The sequence below is a fragment of the Colwellia psychrerythraea genome (genome assembly GCF_000764185.1).
In the GTDB taxonomy this organism is placed as follows: domain Bacteria; phylum Pseudomonadota; class Gammaproteobacteria; order Enterobacterales; family Alteromonadaceae; genus Colwellia; species Colwellia psychrerythraea_B.
The window spans coordinates 1-1,578 of sequence record NZ_JQEC01000035.1 but is presented as its reverse complement, the minus strand read 5'-3'; the positions used below and the strand labels follow the sequence as shown (position 1 = coordinate 1,578).

Here is a 1,578-nt window from a genome sequence, read left to right as displayed (position 1 = left end):
GATAATAGCGGTGTTTTATACCAAGACAACGCTGGAGCAGGTTTTGGCACCTCTTATATAGATAGCTTTACTGATATTCAAACCCTTATTGGTAGTAATGCCAACCTAGATAACTTTGTTATAGACAGTGGCAGTAGCATCGACAGTATCGATGGCGGCAGTGATGGTAATAACTCACTGACTGGTCGAGATACCGATAACGAATGGGATATTTCAGGCAGTAATAGCGGTATTTTATATCAAGACAATGCAGGTGCTGGTTTTGGCACTTCCTATGTTGATGCTTTCAGCAATATTCAATCGTTAATTGGTAGTGATGCCAATTTAGATATTTTTGTGATGGGACTTACCGGTTTTATTACTAATATTGATGGTGGTAGTGATGGCAATAATACATTAACTGCTCGTCAAGGAGTGGTCAATACCTGGGGGTTTACCGGCCTAACCAGTGGTTCTTTAACACAATTTTCTAATTCTGAATTGTATGTTAATAACTTCGCTAACATTAAAAACTTTACTGGTGGTAACGCTGGTGGTGAATGGGCCGATCTTTCAGGTACTTCTTCTCCCGTAAATGTTGAAAACTATTTTGGTTTTACTGGCATTATTGGTAATGGTACCGATAGTCATTTAGTAGGTCAAAATGGCGTGACCAATAGCTGGTTTATTGATCAAGTAATTGATATCGATAGTGCTACTACGGATGGCTTGAATGATGGAACTTTCAGTAATAGCAATGGTTCATTATCATTTGTTAATTTTGTCACCTTAACCGGCGGCACTAGTACAGATAATTTTACTATCGCTAATACAGGGTCATTCAACGGTACTATGAATGGCGGCCTAGGAACAAATACTCTACAAGTAAAAGATGCAGCTATTAACACTTGGACTGTCACTGGTTTGGGTGGTGGTAATGTAAATGATGCTGCAACAATCATTAATTTTACTGATATGGATAACCTTATTGGTGGTATTAATGTAGATAATTTCACTCTTGATTCAATTGATGACATTACGGGGTTAATCGATGGTGGCGCTGGTAGTGATAAGATAGATATTACCGGTAATACAGCACAAGATATTACCTTAGGCACAGATATCGCGCGTATTGAGACGTTAAATGCGCAAGTTGGTACGAACACTTTACGTGGAGAAAACGCGACTAACGATTGGAATATCACTGCTGCCAATACAGGTACTATCGATGACCAAACCACAACATTAAGCTTTACTAATTTTATTAACCTGATTGGTGGCACAGCGGTAGATACCTTTACATTATCTGATGTAGCGCTTGTTACTGGTTTAATTGATGGTGGCGCTGGTAGCGATAAGGTTGATATAACTGGGAGCACAGCACAAGACATTATCCTAGGTACTGATATAACTCGTATTGAGACGTTAACCGCACAAATAGGTACTAACACTTTACGTGCAGATAATACCACTAACGATTGGAACATAACCGCAGCGAACACTGGCACAATTTATGACCAAACCACTACATTAAGTTTCACTAACTTTATTAACTTAGTCGGTGGCACAGGTGTCGATAATTTCACCTTAGCAGATATC

Annotated in this window: 1 protein-coding gene; it reads left to right on the top strand. The window is 39.1% G+C overall.

The features are described 5' to 3' along the window. Window positions 1-1,578 (top strand): beta strand repeat-containing protein (locus GAB14E_RS25100; protein WP_033082639.1); only part of this gene is annotated, 1,578 nt, incomplete at both ends.